This is a genomic window from Treponema sp. (assembly GCF_024696245.1).
In the GTDB taxonomy this organism is placed as follows: Bacteria; Spirochaetota; Spirochaetia; order Treponematales; family Treponemataceae; genus Treponema_D.
The window spans coordinates 17,066-38,994 of record NZ_JAILGZ010000153.1; the positions used below are offsets into that span (position 1 = coordinate 17,066).

The 21,929-nt window shown below is 37.7% G+C and carries 16 protein-coding genes and 1 other RNA gene; 11 read left to right on the plus strand and 6 right to left on the minus strand.

What is annotated here, in order from left to right; genetic code table 11:
- Positions 1-84: 84 nt before the first annotated feature.
- From K6D58_RS10875 to K6D58_RS10925, 11 genes are all read left to right on the plus strand, one after another.
- The gene (locus K6D58_RS10875; protein ID WP_296830582.1) at positions 85-1,785 is read left to right on the plus strand and encodes a GAF domain-containing SpoIIE family protein phosphatase; all 1,701 of its coding nucleotides are present in this window, start codon (positions 85-87) and stop codon (positions 1,783-1,785) included.
- Between the two features lie 42 nt (positions 1,786-1,827).
- Positions 1,828-2,166 carry an anti-sigma factor antagonist gene (locus K6D58_RS10880; protein WP_184651549.1) on the plus strand — a complete coding sequence of 113 codons (339 nt, stop codon included), beginning with the start codon at positions 1,828-1,830 and terminating at the stop codon, positions 2,164-2,166.
- Between the two features lie 17 nt (positions 2,167-2,183).
- A complete protein-coding gene (locus tag K6D58_RS10885) occupies positions 2,184-2,732 on the plus strand; it encodes an ATP-binding protein (protein WP_296830583.1) in 549 nt (182 codons plus the stop codon).
- A gap of 433 nt (positions 2,733-3,165) precedes the next feature.
- Positions 3,166-3,538: a transfer-messenger RNA gene (gene ssrA / locus K6D58_RS10890) on the plus strand.
- Between the two features lie 39 nt (positions 3,539-3,577).
- Positions 3,578-4,246 (plus strand): DUF4912 domain-containing protein, encoded by a 669-nt coding sequence (locus tag K6D58_RS10895; protein WP_296830585.1) that lies wholly within the window; start codon positions 3,578-3,580, stop codon positions 4,244-4,246.
- A 31-nt stretch (positions 4,247-4,277) separates the two neighbouring features.
- Positions 4,278-5,876, plus strand: coding sequence for a 1,4-alpha-glucan branching protein domain-containing protein (locus K6D58_RS10900; RefSeq protein WP_296830587.1), 1,599 nt, complete (start codon positions 4,278-4,280; stop codon positions 5,874-5,876).
- Between the two features lie 68 nt (positions 5,877-5,944).
- On the plus strand, positions 5,945-8,590 hold the full coding sequence (locus tag K6D58_RS10905; protein ID WP_296830589.1) for a hypothetical protein: 2,646 nt from the start codon (positions 5,945-5,947) through the stop codon (positions 8,588-8,590).
- The gene (locus K6D58_RS10910) at positions 8,583-13,232 is read left to right on the plus strand and encodes a SpoIIE family protein phosphatase (RefSeq protein WP_296830590.1); all 4,650 of its coding nucleotides are present in this window, start codon (positions 8,583-8,585) and stop codon (positions 13,230-13,232) included. Before K6D58_RS10905 ends, K6D58_RS10910 begins: the two co-directional genes overlap by 8 nt.
- A 162-nt stretch (positions 13,233-13,394) precedes the next feature.
- Entirely contained in the window at positions 13,395-14,096 is a 702-nt protein-coding gene (locus K6D58_RS10915; protein WP_184651543.1) for an iron-sulfur cluster assembly scaffold protein, read from the plus strand.
- Positions 14,097-14,115: 19 nt separating this feature from the next.
- Positions 14,116-15,156 (plus strand): GGGtGRT protein, encoded by a 1,041-nt coding sequence (locus tag K6D58_RS10920; RefSeq protein ID WP_296830593.1) that lies wholly within the window; start codon positions 14,116-14,118, stop codon positions 15,154-15,156.
- Between the two features lie 376 nt (positions 15,157-15,532).
- On the plus strand, positions 15,533-16,507 hold the full coding sequence (locus K6D58_RS10925; protein WP_296830594.1) for an aldolase catalytic domain-containing protein: 975 nt from the start codon (positions 15,533-15,535) through the stop codon (positions 16,505-16,507).
- Positions 16,508-16,582: 75 nt separating this feature from the next.
- Here the strand turns inward: K6D58_RS10925 and mtaB are convergent, their stop codons facing one another.
- From mtaB to K6D58_RS10955, 6 genes are all read right to left on the minus strand, one after another.
- Positions 16,583-18,094, minus strand: coding sequence for a tRNA (N(6)-L-threonylcarbamoyladenosine(37)-C(2))-methylthiotransferase MtaB (mtaB, locus tag K6D58_RS10930; protein ID WP_296830596.1), 1,512 nt, complete (start codon positions 18,092-18,094; stop codon positions 16,583-16,585).
- Positions 18,084-18,716, minus strand: a complete 633-nt coding sequence (locus K6D58_RS10935; RefSeq protein ID WP_296830598.1) for a tetratricopeptide repeat protein — start codon at positions 18,714-18,716, stop codon at positions 18,084-18,086. Before K6D58_RS10935 ends, mtaB begins: the two co-directional genes overlap by 11 nt.
- A 1-nt stretch (position 18,717) precedes the next feature.
- The gene (locus tag K6D58_RS10940; RefSeq protein ID WP_296830599.1) at positions 18,718-19,089 is read right to left on the minus strand and encodes a bactofilin family protein; all 372 of its coding nucleotides are present in this window, start codon (positions 19,087-19,089) and stop codon (positions 18,718-18,720) included.
- Between the two features lie 42 nt (positions 19,090-19,131).
- A complete protein-coding gene (locus tag K6D58_RS10945; protein ID WP_296830601.1) occupies positions 19,132-19,935 on the minus strand; it encodes a helix-turn-helix domain-containing protein in 804 nt (267 codons plus the stop codon).
- Positions 19,936-20,062: 127 nt separating this feature from the next.
- Positions 20,063-20,623: a hypothetical protein gene (locus K6D58_RS10950; RefSeq protein ID WP_296830603.1), complete on the minus strand. Its 561-nt coding sequence runs from the start codon at positions 20,621-20,623 to the stop codon at positions 20,063-20,065.
- Positions 20,624-20,637: 14 nt separating this feature from the next.
- Positions 20,638-21,864, minus strand: a complete 1,227-nt coding sequence (locus tag K6D58_RS10955; RefSeq protein WP_296830605.1) for an LIC_12708 family protein — start codon at positions 21,862-21,864, stop codon at positions 20,638-20,640.
- Between the last annotated feature and the right edge of the window lie 65 nt (positions 21,865-21,929).

Below are 21,929 nucleotides of genomic sequence, written 5' to 3' on the forward strand. Positions count from 1 at the left end.
TTACGGACGACATCCTGCATTAAAAGCGAACTTGACTGCTGAATATTTCAATGTTAAAATGGACAAAATTAGGGAGATTTTATTTTGAACAACAATGTTGCATATATTCCGATGGCTGCCACAGCTATAGTTGCGGCACTTCTTTTTGTAATGCTCATAATTATAAAAAAAAGAAAAACTGCAAGAGTAAGTTTTATTATTTTCCTTTCAGATCTTATGGTTCTTGGGGGAAGCCTTTACGCAGCCTATAAGAGTACCCTTCACGGTAATAAAGACGCAGCCTTTATCTTTACAAGTGCAATACTGGCAGCTGCCTTTCTCCTGATTCCTTATGCACTTATGCTCTGTACTTTTGAACCTAAAAAGTTTGAAAAACTTGTACCAGCCTTTATGAACAAGGCAGCCCTTAGGGCACAGCAGGCTAAAGAAGCCGCAGAACTTGCCATTGAAGAGAAAAAACGCTCTGAACTTTCCGGAAACGATGAATCAATCCTTAATATAAGCCGTGCTTTTATGGACCAGGCTACAGTTTCATTCAGTGATGAAAACGGAATGAATCTTCTTCTGGACTACATTAATAATACAATCAGGCAGGAAACAAAGGCTGATGGTGGTGCCATCCTCATGGTAGATGATTTTGAAGACGTAATCGCCGTAAAATCATTTGAAGGTGACTTCCCTCCTCCATACAAGCTTCCAAATGATATGCCTCATAAGCCAATCCGTGTTGCAACAAACTTTAAATTTGCATCTTTCCCTTTAAGGGACAATCTTTTTGGAGATATTGCTACAAACGGAAATGCTGAACTTATTACAAAACCGGAACTTGATGACCGTATTTTCCAGAACGGTCCGGAAGAATTCCTTGAATGCGGCAGTTACATTATTGCACCTATGAAGGTGGAAGATGCAGTAGTTGGTCTTGTTGCCCTTTCAAGAAACCACTCAAGTCCGAAATTTACAGAACAGGACTTTAAAAAGGCATCAAAACTTTCTGAATTTGCAGCTACAGCCGTTAAAAACGTTATATCCGTTAAAGAAATCATTGAACAGAATGGTATTACTAAAGAAACGGATCTTGCAGCCAGCATTCAGAACACACTGCGTCCTGCAAAGCTTCCTGTACTTCCAGGCATTCAGCTGGGTACAATATTTGAACAGAACGAAGGCGTATGTGGTGACTATTACGATATAATTCCATCAAGAAAAGACCGCATTTCCTTTATCCTTGGTGATATTGCAGGTAAAGGAATCAACAGTGTCATCGTTATGACAATGATCAGAGCCATGACAAGGCTTGTTGTAAATACAAAACAGACCGCAGGTACAATCCTTACCTGGGTTAATAAAGGTATTTCTTCTGAATCATTCAGTACAGACCATTTTGGTTCCTGTGCACTTATTAATTATGATCCTGTATCAAAAAAGGCAGAATTTTCTACCTGTGGTACAACACCTATTTACTATTTTAATAGTTCGGACAAGTCATTTACCTGTATTTCCCACACTTCTGAACCGATTGGTGTAGAAAAAACAAGTGAATACAAAGAATATATGCAGGAAATAAAAAAAGGTGATATACTTGTATCATTCTCAGATGGTATTATTGAAGCCCTGAATGATCAGGGACAGCAGTATACTATTGAAAACCTGAAGAAAGTCATTACTAAAAACTGTACTTCTTCCGGTAAAGACATTGCTAATCTTGTAAAAGCTGATTTACAGAGTTTCTGTGGTGGAACAGCACAGCATGATGATCAGACTTTACTTGTGATTAAGTTTTAATTTTGTATAAGATAGAAAAATTTTGTCTAAGGAGCAAAAATTATGGAACTAAAAATCAGAAAGAATGGAGACGTCTATATCATTGATGTAAATGGTGAAATGGACTTGTACAATTCTTACAAACTCAAGGAACTTGTAATGAAGATGCTTGAGAAAAATGTAAAACAGTTCATCATCAATCTTGAACAGGTAGACTACATCGACTCTTCTGGAATCGGTGCCCTGATTTATATCTGTTCTACAATTAAGAAGATGAACCTTAAACTTTACATTTCCAATATTCATGGTTCTGTAAAGAAGGTTATTGAACTTACAAAACTCATGGGATACTTCCCTATTGCTAACAGTGTTGAAGAAGCACTTCTTATGATTAACGAATAAATAAAAAGGAATTCGCAATGGAAGAAATTAAACAGTTAAGATCAGATGGCAATGACCCGCTTTTCGATAAGTCAAACATGATGTACAAGGAATTTCCTTCAGACTTCCGTCAGATCAGATACTTTACTCTTCTGATAGTTCAGTCTGCACCACTTGAAATTAAGGAAATCAACCTGCTCGAACAGCAGATTAGCGAAATCATCAAGAATGGTGTTAAGCACGGAAATAACTGCGACATTAATAAGAAGATTCACGTATGGTATTCATTCAGCCCTTCACATGCACACATTATTGTAGAAGATGAAGGCGAAGGCTTTAAAGACCTGGAAAAATGGAACGAATTCAATACAAAACGTCTTGAATGTCTTCATAATTCTAACTTTGAAGAACTTGCTAATTACGTAACATTCAGAACCAAGAAGTCTGACGATCAGGATGGTGGTAATGCCCTTTTCGCAGCTATGGAATACTGGAATGGTGGATTTGTTTACAATGACAAGAGAAATGGCGTTGCTATGCTTAAACATTTCCAGCAGAAAAGACATGGTGTTACAGTAGAAAACTAAAAATTTTATTTTTTTAGTTACTTGCATTAAAAAGAGTTCTACAGTATATTCGTGACTCTCAATAAATGCAGCTAAACCTAAGGTAAACGGTGTAGTGGAAGCTTATTATAGCCCACTGTTTACCCGGGACCTGGCGTTTTAAGAGTGTACACACATTCGTAGCAAGTGCATGCGAATGTGCAGGCAACTAAGTTAAGTTTTACTTACTTAAAAAAAAATGCACTATTAAACTGGGGATGTACCGGTTTCGACACACATTCGTAGCAAGTGCGTGCGAATGTGCAGGCAAAGTAAGTAAGCTTTTACTTATTTTATATAAAGCACTATTTTACCGGGGATGTACCGGTTTCGACACACATTCGTAGCAAGTGCGTGCGAATGTGCAAGCAACAAAATTAAGTTTTACTTATTTTTTATAACGCACTATTTTACCGGGGATGTACCGGTTTCGACAGATAAGAGAAATCTTGTGCTGCAGGCAGGCGTGAAGGTGCCTTGAACTGACAAAACAATAACTGCAAAAGTTGCAAAACGTCGTGAAGAGGAATCTTCCGAAGCAGTTAGCCTCGCTGCTTAATGCGAGACCGGCACTTATGATGTGCTGTTCCTAACATCATAAACTGCTGTCACAAACAGGGACTTACTCTGCGTTTCGCCTGAGTTATGCAGGGGACATTTTTTCAGGATACGGAGACGACGCTTTTGAAGCTGCTACCGTTTCCCGACAATTACCTCGCTTCAATAAGCCTGTAGAGGTACCTGGTTTGCTTATCTGGACGGGGGTTCAATTCCCCCCATCTCCAATATTGACACAAAGCACTTTTTTCGTAATTATAAACACAATTATGGAAGAAGTTGTTTTATCACGTCAAAATCTTGAATCTTTATCCACAGCAGATTTAATTACACTGGCAAGGACATACGGCATTAATGTTCCTTCAACCCTTAACAGAAATTTCATTATCGGAGAACTTCTGGAAATTCCCGAAGAAGCAGATTCTGCAACTTCTGATTCAACACCTGTAGAAAATTCAGATCTTAAAGTAGCTACAGTTCTTCCATCAACCTATAACGATACCACAGTACATATCTTTATGCGTAATCCTGTCTGGATGTTTGCCTACTGGGACATAAAGGATTCAGATATAAAAACAATGAAAGAAGAATTTGATTTTGATGAGCTTTTCCTTCATATTTCTTTCTTTAACAATGAAAACGACGAAAAATCCTTTGATTCCTTTGATGTAAAACTCAATTTTGAAAACAAGGAACTCTACATACTTATTCCGGCTAACCGTCATTATGTAATGGCAACCCTGGCTTACAAAGTAAAGGGAGAACAGCCTCGTACCCTCGCCTATACTAAAAAACTTGAAATACCACAGGAAGATGAAGCAATAAGAAATCATCAGCCTGGTAAAAAGTTCCCTATGTCAGAGCTTACCCGTATATCCGGCATGGAACAGCTTCTTAATAAACATTACATGACTCACAGACAGTCATTTTCTAACTGAAATCAATAAAATGTAAAAAAAGGAAAATGCAATGAATGATAAAAATCTTGTTTTAATAATAAATGCACATCAGGGATATATAAGAAACATTGATGACTCCAGGGATTTTTCTGCAGAAAACGAACTTCTCTTTTCTGCACTGACAAGCACTTACATTCCCCTTGCAGATCTTTTTAATAAACTTGCTGATGAAAAAATAGACTTTAAGATTGGTCTTGTCCTCTCTTCTACTCTGTGTTCCCTTTTATCAGACCCGGTAATAATTGATCAGTACGAAAACTTTATTAATAAAAGCATTGAACTTGGAAACTGCGAACTTTTAAGACTTAAAAATCTTCCTGAAGCAGAAAATGCCAAAGAATGCCTTAAAAGATTCAACAGTATAAAAGAATCCTTTGTTATAAAATATCACAGAAACTTACTTGAACAGTTTAAGATTCTTGCCCAGAAGGGATATCTTGAACTTATTCCTACTGCAGCAACCTACGCCTACCTTCCTCATTATCAGGATCTTACGGAAGCAATAAATGCTCAGGTAGAAACAGGTCTTTATTCACAGAAATATTTCTTTGGTGATACAGGAGAAGGCTTTTATATTCCTTACCTGGGCTGGTCTAATGGTCTTGAAAAAATCCTTAAACCATACGGTATTAACTATACTGTTGTAGATCCCCGTTCCCTTCTCTTCTCAAGTTCCAGAATAGACACAGGTATTTTCCGTCCTGTAAGAACAAACAATTCCCTGGCAATTTTTGCAGCTGACCCTGATGGTGAAAACTGCTTTACAGATGAAGAGGGCTTTATTTCTAATCCGGTATACCTTTCCGTTCAGAAAGATATTGGGTTTGAACTTGAAGATAAAGACCTGTCTGTTCTTGAACGTAAAAGCAACATACGCACCCTTACAGGATACAGATACTGGTGCAATGTAGAAGACGAAGATGAATATGAAGATGCTCCTCTTTACAATAAAGATGCAGCCCTTGAGCAGGTAAAAAAAGATGCTGCAGCCTTTGTAAACAGAAAAACAGAAAAACTTACCCAGGCAATGGAATACATTAAGGATGATGATGCAGTTCTTGTGTGTCCTCTTTCTGCTGAACTTTTTGGTCAGAAATGGGCAGAAGGCATCGATTTTCTTGAAGAAGTAATACGTCTTATTTTCAGCCAGAAGAAAATCAAGCTTAATGTTTGCCAGAATCTTATAGAAAAGCAGTACACCCTTCCAAAGGCTGAATTGTACCCATGCTCTGGAGATGATTCAGGTTACGGAGAAGACCTTCTTGATATTACAAACAGCTGGATGATCCGCTACGTTAAAAAAGCTGCAGAGCGCATGATTGACTTAACGGAACGCCTGCCTTCAGAAACAAGCTTAAAGGGAAGAATGCTTAATCTTGCAGCAAAAGAAATCCTTTTATCCCAGTCAGGGGAATGGCCTGCAATGCTTCATTCAAATCAGCTTCCTGATTACATAAAGGAAAAATTTAAGACACAGATTCTTTCCTTTACTACAATTTATGATTCCCTTGCAAGTAACTCTGTCAGCACTCAGTGGCTTACAGAAAAAGAAAAGGAAGACTGTCTTTATCCATGGATGAACTACAGGATTTTCAGCCGCAAAAAATAAAGGGGTAAAGAGCCATTATATATACAGTTTATTGTTTTATTTAGAAATAAATGATATTCTACTATTAAATGGCAAGTTTAAAAAAAATCAGCATTTTTTTACTCATTCTCATTGCACTTCAATTAGCAGCTTTTTCAGCGTCTGATAAAAACAATGCCAGCGATTATTTTAAGTCTTACCCTTCCCGTTTTCAGGAAATTCATTCAGCAGCCCTTACAGATGCATTAAAAGGCAATTATTCTTCTGCCATAAACCAATTTCTTAAAAAAGAAAAAAATAAAAGTGACGTTTTTGGTATTCTTGAAGAAGATGCCTCAGACTCAACAAAAGAAGCCTGTCGACCTTACATAGAACAAATAAAAAATCACATACAGGACTACATAAAACTTTTGCCGGAACTTGACGCTTACATGACAAATCCTCTTATGCAGGCTGACATTCAAAAGACAAGGGATTTACTTACCCGTCTTGCATACATCAGGAATCAGGTTTATACAGCAGGGGATGAAGTAGAAAAAATCGACCGCTCAGTTTATGTAAGACATCTTGCAAAATCCATAAAGGGCATTAAGGAAGTAAATTTCTCAGGAATTACAGGTGTAATGGACTGCAACTTTTATGCCATACTGAATACAGTCCTTGGACCTGCAGAAAAAGAAACTCTGGAACAAAGCCTTATAATAAGCAATGCCTTTCTGCCGGAAAACATATTCAGCAGTGATGAAAAAAATGTAAAGGCAGCCGGAAAAAATATAGAAAAACTTGCGGATAAATGCATTGAGATTTCTGAATTAACAGAACTGATAAACATAAAAGACGAAAACTATAAAAATGAGCTTCTTCTTTTAAAAAATTCCATTTCCAGTGTAAATACCATTGCAGAAACAGCAGCCCTTATTTCAGTTAAAACAAATGTTTCCGTATCAAGGCCGGAAGATATAAAACAGGCTTTAAGAACAGGCAACGACCTTTATTCCGTTACCCTTGTAAATAATGCAGCAACCCTTCTTGATCTTGGTAAAGCAGCTTCTTCCATAAGGACTTCTCAAAATATAAGCCGCCTTAATGCCATTAAAAATAAAAAAGACTTTTCAAGTAAACTGGTTTCTGCAATTATTTCGGCCTGCAGCAATATTGAAAAAGAAACTGTTAATTCTTCAATCAAACTATGGATTGAAAGTGCAAAATACTATGCCCAGGCAGCAAGCCAGATTACTGAAGAAAATCAGGGAACTGTAAAAAAACTTTCTTCATATCTTGATGATAATGCCCTGGAAAAATTTGCTGGAAAATGCATTACAGAATGTAAAAATGCCCTTATTCTTTTTAACTCAGACAAAAAGATTTTAATGGATGGAATTGAAAAACTTAATGCAGGATATGGTTACAGAACAAACTTTATAAACGAACAAAAGTTAATAGAAGATTCAATTAAAAGAATTGAAGGTCTGGAAAAAGAATTAAATAAAATTAACAGCGAAGCAGAAGAAAAATATCTTAAATCAAAAATCGCAGTTAATACTGTAGAAATTGCCTATCAGAAAGCCCAGGCTCTCTATCAGAGAAAGGATTACATACAGGCCTTTAACCAGCATCAGAAAGCAGTAAACCTTTACATGGAACTTGAATCAGAATTAAAAAATGACTGTGAACTTAGAAACGAAATATACCTTAAACTTACTCAATTAAAGCAGGAAATAATCGAAGGTGAAAAATCAGTATTCGTTGTAGAACAGCGAAAATATAAAATAGATGCAAGACGTTCCTACGATGCAGGAAACTTTGAAAATGCAGGCTTTATCCTTACTCAGGCAGAAGAAAAAAGAAGACTATGGGCAAAGATGATGGACTTTGAACTTGAACTTGATCCAGAACTTGAACGCTTAAAGGACTTTGTAAACACTGCAATTGCAATTAAAGAAGGAAGGGAAATTTCCAGATATGATTCAAAGGCTCCGGAAATCTTATACAACCTTTCTGAAGCACAAAAAAATTTTAATCAGGGAGAAAAACTTTTTAATCAGGGAGAAAAAGAAAAAGCAAAAGCTTATCTGTCTGCAGCAGAAGAAAAAATTCAGCTTGTAAAAAATTATTATCCCCGTAACAAGGATGCAGGTCTTTTAAGACTTAAAATTGACCAGCTTACAGATAAAGAAAGCTTTGATGCCTCCTTCCCGGAAAAAATTAAAAAACTTAAACAGGAAGTAAAATCTTCTGATACAAGCTCCCGTCAGGCTTATAGTGATTTACTTGATCTTTACGAAATCAACCCTGACTATCCGGGACTAAAGAAAATTATTACGGAAGCAGAATATACTCTTGGATTCAGACAAAGACCGGCAGATACCAGTCAGATAAAAAAAGCTGCAGAACTTTCCTCCCAGGCGCAGGAAGCTTTAAATCAGGCAGGCAGGGATGAAATTCTTCTTGAACATGCAAGGAGTCTTGCAAATCAGGCAATAGCCCTTAACTCTGATGACGGAAAAGCCATAACCGTACTTGATGAAATCGCCAGACGTAAGGGAGAAAAACCTGCAGTTATTCTTTCTGCATCAGATGAAGAACTTTATCAGAAGGCACTTAAAGATTATCAGAACGGAAACCTTCCTGATGCCAGAATAAAAATAAATAAGCTGCTGGAAAATTCATCCAATGGAAGATCTGCAAAAATATTAAAGCTTAAGGAAAATATCGAGAGAAAACTAAATGAATAGATTTTTTAAAACTCTTGCTGCAGCATTAATACTTTTCTCACAAAACATTCCTTTTGCAGCTTCCTATTATTTTGAAACTCCACAACCCTTCTCTTATTCAGACAAAGACTGTTTTTATCCTCAGTCAATTCCTTCCACAGATAAATCAGATTCCGTAATTTTATGGCAGGAAGCAGACAGCAAAAAATCAGAAATAAATATTTATATCCGTACTTCTAAAAACGGCTACCAGTGGTCAGAAAAAAAGGCCCTTATCCAGGGACTTACATACACAGGGATTCCTACACTGATATACTCTTCTACTGCATCAAAATCAAAAGAGCTTTGTGCAGTTCTTACTGGAGAACACAAGATAGATATTCTTTCTTCTGACAATGCTTTTCTGACTTATAAAAGCACCAGTATCAGCAGCACTTCAAGTCTGTCAGCACCAAGATTATATACTCTGGCAAATGGTTCCTTTATTCTTTTTGCAAGTGCTTCAGACACAATAAATTCATCTGCCAGCTTTATAATTAAATATGCCACTTCAAAAGATGGAATCAAGTGGACTGAATTAAAGGACTTTACTCCGGTAAGTCAGGTTCAGGGTATAGGAAATCCTCTTGTACCAGTACTTGCTTCCGGAAAAAAATCAGACCTTCTTGTCTTTATGGTTCAGTACCATCATGACAATCTTATTTCATTGCAGATCTATTCTTCTGTAAGTAAAAATGGAGCTTCCAGCTGGTCTCTTCCACAACTTGTAACAGGTAAAGATTCATTTGAAGATACAAGAGAAGATTTTTACAGTTTTTCAAATCAGTCACCTTCCCTTGTTTATGACCAGGGCCGCTTTATTCTTGCCTGGGAACGTTCATCTTCGGGCTATTCAAATGCAGACATTTATACTGCAAACCTTAACGAAGAAGGAAAAATAACAGGTGGAGTTCAAAAAATGAGTTCCACAGGATTCTGTTCAAAACCTGTGCTTTTTACTTTTAAAAACCAGCCGGGCCTTATATGGTTTACTAATCAAACAGAAAACAGACAGGTTTACTTTACCCAGAAAAACGGAAACCTCTGGTCAGAAAACGAAATAATTTCTGAATCAAGTTCAGCCTCACCCTGCCCTGTAATTTCTGATTCCGGAAAACAGCTGGGATTTGCCTGGGAAAAATATCTGTCAAAAAGCAAAAGCACATCTATTCAAATCCTTACATGGGACCATAGTGCAGCCCAGCCCTTTATAGCTCCCTATGATTTTAAGGATGGTCAGAGAAATAATTCAAATAGAATAACTTTTACAATTCAGCATGCATCCGATCCTTCGGGTATAAAAGGTGCATCCTGGATTGTTACTCAAAACAAAAATGAAGAAGCACCTGCTGTAATTAACAGTGATCCTTCCGTAAAAAAAATAGAAGCTCAATTACCAAAAGATGGTTTATGGTATATAAAAGTCAGGGAATGTGATTATGCCGGCAACTGGTCTCCATCTTCCGTTCTGACCTATTATCTTGATACCCAGGCTCCCGGACAGGTCAGGATAAATGAACCGGAAGAAACAGAAGAAGGCCTGCTGGAATCAAACACCTTTACTGTAAACTGGGAGGAACCAGTTGATTCTGATATTGCAGGTTACATCTGGACTCTTAAAAAAATTGACGATATTCCTCAGCTTTTAACGGACAACAGATATCATCCTTCAAGGGCCGGTCAGGAATTAAAAAAGGAGCTTGTTTCAAATCTTCTGGATAAAAACGAAGAAGCCCTTGATACAAAAATAATACCCTCTGGAAGTATTAACGCAACACTTCCTCAGGTTGAATTCAATAACTTAAGAAACGGACTTTATATTCTTTCTGTTACGGCAGTAGACACAAGTTTAAATATTTCTCAGGAAAGCGATCAGATTTATTTTACCTTAAACAAATACAATCCTTATACTTTAATTTCAGATATTAAATGCTACACAAGTGAATTCGGAGATACTAAAATTGAAATTTCAGGAAGCGGATTTACCTACGACGGCACCATAAAGGAAATATATCTGGATACAGACGGACAGAAACCTTACGATTATATTCTTAAACTTGATAACAAAGATTATAAAATTCTTTCCAATTATAAAATCACTGATATAGAACTCAGTAATCTGAAAAGCGGAAATTATAAAGTTGGGCTTCTCCATTCAGACCGTGGTTTATATTTTGCCAGCGGAAAAGAAATTGTTATTGAAGAAAATGGAACTATAAAAAATAAAATTGCTCATATATTCAAGCCTCTATGGAAAGCCGTAAGGCAGCTTAATGCCAGGGGAATAAATGCTGTAAAACTTCTTGTATCAGTAATAGCCCTGCTGGCTGCAATATGGTTTGCAGTCTGTCTTACAGGCCTTATAAATACACTTAAAGAAACCATCAAAATAAAGGCAGAAGTTTATGCACTTTTAGAAGGAGATATTATGCCGGAAGAGAAAAAATTAAAAGCAGTTACTTTTGCACACAAGGGAAAAAGCCTTAAATCAAAGCTCATACTCAATACAACCCTTCTTATTGCCATAATGGATATCTTTATTTTTGTAGTTATCGGAATCTACATGATTGGTTCCCAGAAAAAGATATTAAGTGAAAGTTTGTCCCAGCGTGCAACAGTTATGCTGGATTCATTATCAAGAGGTGCAAAAGTTTACCTTCCTCTGGCAAGAAAGGATGACCAGCTTTCCATCTCAGATCTTTCAGATATAACAAACCAGGTTAATGCCCTTTCAGAAGCAAAATATGCAACAATGACAGGTTACTCAAATGATGAAAACGGAGAAAACCTGAACATAGTCTGGGCAACAAATGATGAAGAAATCAATTCAAAGATTGATAACGGTCAGCTTGAAAACGGAAGCAGCCGTCTTAAGGATCCGGAATTAAATGAAATCCTTTCAGAAATGATGAATCTTAATCTTGAAATTGACAGCCAGTCAGGAAACATAAATGAACAGATTAAAAACCTCGTAACTGAATCCTATTCCCTGGCAGGAAAAATTGACGAACAAAGCTCATGGAGACGTTCAGAAATTCAGATTCAGAAAAACCAGCTTCTCCTTAAACTCAACGGTATACTGGACAATATTTCCAACAAATCAACCGGCAGCTGGCCTGAATTCAATACAGAAAACATTGATGAATCCAACTCATCCTATATTTTCTACAGACCTATTCTTTACAGACAGGAAAATAACAACAACTTTGTTCATGGAGCCATTCTCATTGAAGTTTCAACAGACCAGCTTCTTGACAGCATAAACAGACAGAGACATATTATCTTTCAGGCAGGCCTTCTCCTTCTTATAATAGCTATCGCAATTGCATTTATAAGTACCTATATTCTTTCTACAAGAATTACAAAACCAATTCTTGAACTTTCTTCTCATGTTGCCATGATCAGGGATACAGAAGATAAAACCCAGCTCGCAGGAAAAAATATTAATATTAAGACAAAAGACGAGATTGGACTTTTAGGTGACACTGTTAATGAAATGACACAAGGTCTGGCAGAAGCTGCAGTTCAGTCAAAAAACCTTACCCTTGGTAAAGACATTCAGACAAAATTTATTCCTCTTGAAAGCAACGAAAATGGGGCAACCCTTTCTACAGGAAAACTTAAGGCAAAGGGTGCAGAATTCTTTAGTTTCTACAATGGTGCAGATGACTTAAGCGGTGACTATTTTGACTACAAGCAGCTGGATCAGAATCATTATGCAATTATTAAATGTGACGTTTCAGGTCATGGAGTTCCGGCAGCCCTTATTATGGTAGAAGTTGCAACCTTATTCCTTAACTACTTTCAGAAATGGGACATGAAAAATCCAGCCCAGGGTACAAACCTGGCTCCTGTTGTAGGTCAGATAAATGATCTTCTTGAATCCCGTGGCTTTAAGGGAAGATTTGCAGCCTTTACCCTTTGTATCATGAATACCAGTAGTGGTGAATGCTGGTTCTGTAATGCAGGTGACAATCTTATACAGATTTATGACAGCAGTGAAAAAAGAAAGAAGACCATTACCCTTCAGGAAACTCCAGCTGCAGGTATGTTCAGTACTGACCTTATAGAAATGAAAGGCGGTTATCAGGTTTCAAAATTAAAGCTTAAAAAAGATGATGTTCTTTTCCTCTATACTGACGGTATTGAAGAAGCAAAAAGAAACTTCAGAAATGAAAAGGACCAGATTATACCTTCTGATACTAATAATCCGGAAGCAGAAGAGACAAGCGAAGAACTGTCTGCAGAAAGGGTTACTGAGATAATTGAAGCAGTTTATGCAAAAGGCAGGTATACCCTTAAAAAGCATAACCTTAATAAGGATGAAGAACTTCACTTTGACTTTTCTACCTGTACAGGAAGTGCAGAAGATGCCATTATGGCCCTGGTTTCCGTAGAAAAAACCTTCCGCATGTACAAAAAAGAAAATCCTAAGGCAACTGACCATGTAAAGGTAGATAAAAATATTGATAACTTCCTCAGGGAACACTTTAATGAATATTCAACCTACTGCTCAGCCCTTCAGGAACTTGAAAATGATACAACAAGCATCCTTTATAAAGGTGTCCTTGAAGATCCTCAGTATGATGACCTTACCCTTATTGGCATCAAGAAAACAGAATAGACTACTCCTGATAAAGTTAGCAACAGCTTATAAATATTAACTATTGCTAACTCCTTATATTATATTGAATTAGCTCTCCCATAATGGTATACTCTTCTAGCCTTATTGAAAGGTATTCTCAAGAAGGCAATTTTAATCATATCTTTTTTTCGAGGTAAAGAAATGATCTACACTGCAGAAGTAGAACATATGTGTCCTTTAGCAAAAGGCGCATATCATGGACCAGCTCCTATTCCTGAAGAAGGCGAATGGGTTCAGGTTAAAAAGATTGAAGACGTTTCAGGATTCACTCACGGTATCGGCTGGTGTGCACCACAGCAGGGCGCATGCAAACTTTCACTTAATGTAAAAGACGGCATCATTGAAGAAGCACTTGTTGAAACAATCGGATGCTCTGGTATGACTCACTCAGCTGCTATGGCTTCAGAAATCCTTATCGGAAAAACTCTTCTTGAAGCATTAAACACAGACCTTGTTTGTGACGCAATCAACACAGCTATGCGCGAACTTTTCATGCAGATCGTTTATGGACGTACACAGTCAGCATATTCAAAGAACGGTCTTAAAGTTGGTGCATCTCTTGAAGATCTTGGAAAGAACCTTCGTTCACAGGTTGGAACTATGTTTGCTACACGCAAAACTGGTCCACGTTATCTTGAAATGACAGAAGGTTACGTAGAAACATGTGCAGTAGACAAGGATAACCAGATTATCGGTTATAACTGTATCAACTTCGGTAAACTTATGGACGCTCTTAAAGCTGGTAAACCAGCTCAGGAAGCTATCGAAGGTGCACGCACACACTATGGTCGCGTAACTGCAGATCAGGGTATGGTTCGTCTTATCGATCCACGTAAAGAGTAATTCAGGGGGAATATAAATTATGGCAACTTTATTTGAAGATTTTGAAGGCCGCATTCCTCAGGTGAATAAGGCTCTTAAAGAATATGGTTTCTCAGAAGGAGAAAAGGGATTAAACGAAGCACGTGATCTTTGTAAGGCACGTGGTTTTGATCCATATGAAATCTGTCAGTCAACACAGCAGATTTGTTTTGAAGATGCTAAATGGGCTTACGTTCTTGGTTCTGCAATTGCTATTAAAGAAGCAGAAAAAACAGGAGACAAGACAGGTTCAACAGCAGCTGCTAACATCGGAAAAGGACTTCAGGCTTTCTGTCTTCCAGGTTCTGTAGCAGATGACCGTAAAGTTGGTCTTGGACACGGAAACCTTGGTGCACGTCTTCTTTCAGAAGAAACACAGTGCTTTGCATTCCTTGCAGGACATGAATCTTTTGCAGCAGCAGAAGGTGCTATTAAAATCGCAGCAAATGCAAACAAAGTTCGCAAGAACAAGCTCCGCGTTATCCTTAACGGTCTCGGAAAAGATGCAGCTCAGATCATCAGCCGCATTAACGGATTTACATATGTACAGACTAAGTTTGACTACTTCAACGGTGAAGGAACAGACAAGGCCCTTACAGTTGTAAAGGAAGTTCCATACGGTTCAAACCCAGATCGTCTTATCGTTAAGTGCTACGGTGCTGACGATGTTCGTGAAGGTGTTGCAATCATGTGGCACGAAGATGTTGATGTTTCTATTACAGGTAACTCTACTAACCCTACTCGTTTCCAGCACCCAGTTGCAGGAACATACAAGAAGGAACGCCTTCTTCAGGGTAAAAAATACTTCTCTGTAGCTTCTGGTGGTGGTACAGGCCGTACACTTCATCCAGATAACATGGCTGCAGGTCCAGCTTCTTACGGATTTACTGATACTCTTGGACGCATGCACTCTGATGCTCAGTTTGCAGGTTCTTCTTCAGTACCAGCTCACGTAGAAATGATGGGCTTTATGGGAATGGGAAACAACCCTATGGTAGGCTGTACAGTAGCATGTGCAGTTGCAGTAGCCGGAAGTTTCTAGTTCTATCTTGAATGATTAAAAGAGCTCCGTGAATAAACGGAGCTCTTTTTTTATAGGCACATGCTACAGGGCAGCCGTGCGAGTTTTCATGGTTTTGCGTAGCAAAATGCGAACTATGTGAGCAAATGGAAACTCGTGTTTCAAAGGCTGTGAAACAGCCTTTGAATACATGTACAGTAGCATGTGCAGTTGCAGTAGCAGGAAGCTTCTAATTTTCTGATTAAGCTGAATAAACGCTCTGTTTTAGGACAGGGCGTTTTTTTTTATGTAAAAACCGATTTAAAAATCACCAGACACGATGTTTCTATTAATAGTATTGTCAAAGCCTATATAAAATGCTAGTATTCTGCAGATTTTTTTTTAACTGGGGAATATTATGGAAAAAGAACTTTCCAAACTTATGGGCTTTCGTCCAGAAATTAAAGTTGTAGATGCAACCCTTCGTGACGGAGGACTTGTAAACGATTTTTATTTTACAGATGACTTTGTAAAGGAACTTTATCAGACAAACGTAAAAGCCGGCGTTGATTATATGGAATTCGGCTATAAGGCTTCAAAAGAACTTTTTGACGTAAATAAATTCGGAAAATGGAAGTTCTGTAATGACGAAGACATCCGTGCAATTACAGGAGACAATGACACTCCCCTTAAAATTGCAGTTATGGCAGATGCCGGCAGATGTGATTTTAAAAATGATATCTTAAAAAAGTCAGACAGTCCTATCGATCTTATACGGGTAGCCTGCTATCTTCACCAGATTCCTGCAGCAATAGAAATGATTGAAGATGCAAAAAACAAGGGATACGAAGTCAGCTGTAATATTATGGCAATTTCCAATGTACAGGAATCAGACCTTAAAGTTGCCCTGGACACTATTGGTAAATCACCGGCTGATGTTCTTTACATTGTAGACAGCTATGGTTCGATTTGTCCTGAACAGATGGCCCGCCTTGCAGATATATTCCTTAACGTAGCTGCAAAATATTCCAAACAGGTTGGTATTCATGCCCATGACAATCAAAAACTTGCCTTTGCAAATACAATTGAATGTTGTGGTGACGGTGTAAACTATCTTGATGCCACCTATGCTTCTATGGGACGTGGAGCAGGAAACTGTTCAATGGAAAACCTTATAGGCTTCCTTAAAAATCCTAAGTTTAACATTTATCCTGTTATTAAATTCCTTGAAGAACAGATGACAGACCTTAAAGAAAGCTGTAAATGGGGTTACGACTGGCAGTACCTTCTTACAGGTATCCTTAACCAGCATCCTCGTACAGCCATTGCCTACACAAAAGACAATCGTAATGATCTGACTAATTTCTACAAAGAAATTACATCAGAAAGCTGATTATCATCAGAAAAAATTATACAAAAAGAAAGCCTCTGTCTTACCGGCAGAGGCTTTCTTTATAACTCAAAACTTTTATATCAGGCTGGCAGAAGCTTCTATTTCTTTTCCCTTCCTGATATTCTCTTCAAGAACACTGTTTATCTTTACCCTTACAATGCCTGAGCTTTCAAAATATTTTTCACTTTTAAATTCAACATGAATAAAATTATCAGTAACGGCATGATATATTTTTTCTCCGTCCTGATTATTATCTTTCATAAGCCTGAGGGCACGGGAGTTTTCTACAACAGCATTAAAGCTTTTACCTTCCATTGATTTTATATAGGCAATTTTTGAAGCAACAGCTATATCACCAAGTATAGCCGCCCTCTGAGTCTTTATATTCTGAGTAATCTGATTTTTCATCCGGGCTGCTTCTGTTCCTGGACGGGGACTAAAAGGAAAAACATGCATCCATGAAAAAGAGCATTCCTTACAAAGCCTGACAGTTTCTTCAAAATCACTGTCACTTTCACCAGGAAAACCTGCAATAATATCACAGCTTATAAAGCAGTCTTTTTTTACACTGCGAATTCTTTTAACTGCTGTAAGTACATCATCATGACCATAAGGTCTCTTCATTGCAGAGAGAACAGAATCACTTCCGCTTTGAACACTTAAATGAAAAAATGGCTGAACCCTGTCACTGGCAAGAACCTGACACAATTCACTAGTAACAGACTGAGGATAAAAAGAAGAAATCCTGAACTTTATGGATTTTGTATTTTTGATTACATAATCAAGCATAAAGGCAAAATTCTTCCTAACAACTTTCTCTTCCTCAAAAAAGTCTCCTGCATACTGGCTTAAATTTACACCAGTAAGTACTACTTCTTCTTTTCCGGAAGCTTCAAGTTCCTTTACCCTGTTAAGAACTTCTTCTATTCCAAGAGAAATTGCTTTTCCCCTGGCAAAATGTATACGGCAGAAAGTACAGCTGTTATTACAGCCATCCTGAATCTTAAGGGAAGCCCTGCTGTGTTTTTCAAAAACAGGTGTATATAAAGTAAAGGCCATAGGAAGTGGCAGGGAATTTTTTACAGCTTTATTCTCAGGTGCAAGAAGTGGCACTCCTGTTTTTACAGCTGCCTTATCATAAAAAACACTGCCTCTTTTTATAAAATCATCAAGCTTTTTTGTGTCAGTTTTGTTTCCGTCTGCAGTCAAAAAATCTTTAAGACCAGAAGCTATTTCATTGAGAAGATATTTTTTTGTTCCCGGAATGATTGATATACGTTCAGGACAAATAGCCTTAATACTATTACCGTCAAGCTCAGCATAGCAGCCTGTTACGCAGACAGTACTGTATGGAAACTTATCAAGGCACATGCGGATAATGCGGCGGGCCTTCTGTTCAGCTTTATTGGTTACTGTACAGGTATTGATTATGCAAAGTAAAGTCTCTGAATTACATTCAAAAGAAGATGTAACAGCTTCCATGGTGCACTGGTAGCCTTCCTTAAAAAAAGCACGGGCCGCACCTTCACTTTCATCCTGATTTAAACGACATCCAAGAGTTTCAAAATGAATCTGTTTAGTTGACATGTGATTTACAGCGGGCCTTTCCATCAACTGCTATCTGCTGGTAAGGATTAAGCTGAAGAGCCTTATCATATGCTGCAATTGCATTTTTCCAGTCACCAGTCTTTTCCCTGGCATAGCCCAGCTTACCCCACCACAAGTCCCTCAGTTCCTCTATATGAACGGCTGTAGTAAAGGCAATATCTGCATGCTGATATTTTTCCTGTTTAATATAAATCTCACCCATAAAATAATAGGCACGGCCAAGACGGTTATTTCCGTTTTCCTGAACAGTTGCTACATAGCGCTGAAAAAGAACAAGGGCTTCATTATATTTTCCAGTGTAATATTTTGATTCAGCCTGAACTTCAATAATACGAAGGTCATAATTATTTATACGGCGGGCTTCTGTAGAACGAAGTTCTGCTTCTGCATACTGTCTGTTTGCAACAAGAGCCCAGCATAATACAACCCAGGAATTCATATTGTTTGGACTTACAGCTATTTCTGCTTCACAAACTGTAATTGCATCCTTGTACTTTCCTTCATTGTAAAGTTTAAGGGCATCTGCTTTTTCTGCAAAAGTCATGGAAAGTGTAAAAAAGAAAATAAGAATCAATGTAAACTTTTTAGTAATACTTTTCATATTAAAGCCCCTGATTTGAAGACATCATGCATTTTCCGGAAAACTGGCTGCCTGGTTCAAGAACAACCTGAGCAGATGTAATATCACCATCAACAGATCCTGTAGAAGTAACATAAACAAGGGAATTGCCGGAAATATTTCCCTTAACCTTTCCCCTGATAAGAATTCTGTCTGCTGTAATATCAGCATTAACTTCTGCCATGGAATCAATAAGCAGATTGCTGCTTGCATCTATTGAACCTGTAACTTTTCCTTTAATCATAAAAGGCTTGGAGAAACGAATGCGGCCGTTAAAAGTAATGTCAGATGCCATTACTGTATCAAAATCTTCTTCTTCTATTTCAAACTGAGCTATATCTTTTTCATCAAACATAGTCTCATTTTAATTGTTATTACCTTTGAAGTCAATTAAATGCTATACATCTACGATACTTGAAGAATACATAGCTTCTTCTACGGCATCAACGAAGTCCCCCGGAGTCTTGCCTGTAAACTCCTTAAATTCGTGAATAAAGTGAGCCTGATCGTAAAATTTAAATTCAGAAGACAGCTTTGAAAAAGAAGTAGTCCTTCCTTCACTTAGAGCCTGAAGAATCAGATGCATTTTTACACATTTACAAAACTGTTTTGCACTTATACCGGCCTGATTTTCAAAAATATGATTAATATAACGGGCTGAATAACCGGTAAGAACTTCCAGCTCGCTGATTTTGAGGATTCCTCTTTTTTTTGCTATCAGCCTGATTATCTGACGGAAAAGTTTTTTCTGGGAAGAAACATCTTTATTAAAATAAGCCCTGTATTCTTCAAGAAAACTGCACATGCGGGGAATAAAAGTTGTTTCGCAGGGCATTACTGCTTCAAGCCGCTTTAAAAGAGGAGAAGATTCAAGTTTTTCTCCGGTAGAATAATCCAGACAGGGATTTTCACCAGGCATAAACCTTACACCAAAACAGTCACAGCCCTTTTTAAATTCAAGAGTCTTTAATTCACCAGGACTATACAAAACCTTAAGGGAAAAGGAAGTGTCGTCATAAATAAAAAGCATGTCACTGCAGCCGTCTGCCAGCATGGGAATCTGAAGGTCTTCACTCCCGGTCTTAAATGAATAAAAATAAGTGATACCGATGCAGTCCGTAACATGACGATAAAGTTGTCCAGTCTTAAAAATTACATAGGGCTGAACAGAAACAATATGAAACTCATCTTCTTCGTACACGGCTCACCTCCATAAAAAATTTAAAAAAAAACGACGAAAACACCAGATATAAACCTGATATTCACGTCGTTGTGCTTTTAAAAGTATGCAATAAAAAATATAAACTTGTCAATAACCGGTATTTCATTCAGCGCATAACCTTACATTCTACAGTAACACTCTTATCATCATATTCAACCCTGCTTTTTACAAGAGCTATGTCATAGTCCTTAAAGGTAAAAGTAGCAAACTGGCTTTTTTCTCCTTCAGCCATATAGGTAAAATCAACTTTTCCCTTATCCTGAAGGCCACCCTCTGCATTAACGGCTTCAAAATATACAGTAATGTCCTGATCTTTTTTAACACTGGCATTTTTTCCGGCTTCTACTTCCAGCCTGACAAGAATATCTTCGTTAAAGGAAAAAGCTGTAAGGTTAAGGTTAAAATCCTTAAGGCTGCCTGATTCCGGGGAAGAATTAAAGAACCAGATAATTCCGCTGACAGCAAACATAAAAACCAGGGCAATAAACATAAAGCGGTTGCCCCTTGTAGATACCAGGGATCTAAAAAGCCCCCTGCACATTACAGTTTTTCCTGTAGCCAGATCCCTTACCTGAGGACTTTCATTTTTCCTGAAAGAACCCCTTTTATAATGAAAAACTATATCTTCTGAAGTTTCCTGAACATCATAATCTCTGTCTCTTTCCATCAGCTCTCCGCCAATCAGTTTTTAATTGCTGCCTTTATAAGGGAATCTGTCCTCCACCAGCAGAAAGTTGTCTTTTCCTTATTGCCGATTAAAGCAGAAATAACACCTGTCTGACTTAAATCAAGGGCATAAAAGAGACTCTTATATCTGTCAAAATTAAGCATTCTCTTAAGAATATGCTGTCCGTTCAGCTGAACCATCTGAATATTCAGGCCCTGCTCCACACTGTTTACGTAAAAAGCCCAGCCATTGACAGTAACACCCATAAATTCATAAGGAACCTTAAATTCCCTTTTGGAATAATCCCCGCTGACTTCATAAAAATCACTTGGAACTTCAATTCCGTCGCCAAAAATACCGCTTTCTACATCCAGGGAATAAAGATAAGTAGAAACATATTCAATTCCCGACTGTACGCGGCTGGCTTCATCAATATAGTTCTTATAATAGTTTATGCTGATATAAAGCATTCGGTCTTTATAACCGGGAACAATATTGTTTACGGCAACAAAGGATTCAACTCCGTCTGCTGCAAGAGGGTCCGGAACATTTTTATTATTTATCTGAAGCTTTTTTACAAGAAATCCTTCTGCAGAGAACCAGTAAACCGTTTCTCCGATTTCACTGTCATCTGATTTGCATATTACAACCAGTTCCCTGTGATTGGTTACATAAATATTCCTTACATAGGCAAAAGGAAGGGCACCTCTTCCCTGCTGTCCAAAATAGTCAAGAAAATTTCCCTCTTCATCAAAGCGAAGGACAACCTGGCTTAAAACTTCTTTTGTAGAAGCATCTGTTTCTACCCTTTCAGGAGGAAGTCTGTCTACAACATAAAGATACTGCTTTGAGTCAACTGCAATTGAAGAAATACTGTTAAAGGGATAGGAAATGGATTTTCTTGTAGCATTGCCATAGTCAGCCCCTGCTTCTACTGAAGGAACAGGATTTGTTTCCTCATTAAAATAAAGGGTAAGAAGATCCCCGTAACTGTTCATCTTCATTATCTTACCGGCTTCTCCATTAGCTATGTAAAAGAAACCTTCATGCATTACAAGACTGGTATTTATTTCGCCTACATCAGAAAGTGAAAAAAGATTTATCTCATCTTCAAAATTGCCATAGTTAAGACTAAAAAGTTCCTCTTTAGGAACGTTTTCTACAACCTTTTCCCTGTTGCAGGAAAGGAGTGTTGAAGAGAGGACAAGTGCAAATATTACTGCATGGTTTTTTAACTGCATATAAATAAGAATAAAGAAACCTATTTATATTGTCAATTAAAGCAAAATCGAGTATATTTTCTCAT